At 32.6% G+C, this 632-nt stretch carries 2 protein-coding genes; both read left to right on the top strand.

Annotation, left to right across the window (positions count from 1 at the left end; all coding sequences use genetic code 11):
• The first annotated feature begins 123 nt into the window (after positions 1–123).
• Complete coding sequence (locus D7Y06_RS25485) at positions 124–369, top strand: metallopeptidase TldD-related protein (RefSeq protein ID WP_120410236.1); 246 nt, start codon at positions 124–126, stop codon at positions 367–369.
• Between the two features lie 25 nt (positions 370–394).
• Entirely contained in the window at positions 395–583 is a 189-nt protein-coding gene (locus D7Y06_RS25480) for a hypothetical protein (RefSeq protein WP_120410235.1), read from the top strand.
• Positions 584–632: the final 49 nt, after the last annotated feature.

Genomic DNA, 632 nt, shown 5'->3' with positions numbered 1-632 from the left:
TTATCTGCTGGACATTTTAAACTATAGGGAGGGCTGGTTACCTGCTTGTGTAGGTTAATCAGCAGACACTAAATAATAGATTAATTGCAAAAAAATATGGAAAACTAGCTACAGGAAATGGTTTTGTTACTGGCTTTAACATTAATGTTATCTGCCAGAGGAATTATGGAAACAAAGGGAAATATATATGCGGTAGAACAGTTCACTTTGTCTGGAAATATAATAAATTTATTACAATCAATTGTTGCCATCGGAAAAGACCTGAAGTGGGTAGTACCAAATAAGTCAAATTATGGAAGCCCAAGTATATTATTTTCAAATGTTATGGTCTCGGGAAAAGAGGCTAGCAGTAAGATAGAATTGATGTAAAGATATAAGAGGTGGAGGTTTTCGGATGAATAAGTTAATTATTAGAGAAATGAATATGGTTGATTACGACAGTGTTGATGAGTTAATGATTCAATTACATGCAGTACATGTCAAAGGAAGACCTGATTTATATGAAGAAGTGGAACATCCATATACATTAACTGAGTTTAAAGAAATGGTTAATAATAATAACTCAAACTTCGCATTTGAATAAGCGCAGATGCACCTTGAAAATTCAATAAAAACTGGCAATAAAATAGCAT

The organism is Roseburia sp. 1XD42-69 (genome assembly GCF_003612565.1).
In the GTDB taxonomy this organism is placed as follows: domain Bacteria; phylum Bacillota; class Clostridia; order Lachnospirales; family Lachnospiraceae; genus Roseburia_B.
Note: the sequence above shows the minus strand (reverse complement) of the source record. Positions and strands in the feature narration are given on the sequence as shown.

Excerpts from the sequence above, each read along its gene's own strand:
- D7Y06_RS25480 (WP_120410235.1), top strand. The coding sequence starts at position 395 with ATGAATAAGTTAATTATTAGAGAAATGAATATGGTTGATTACGACAGT.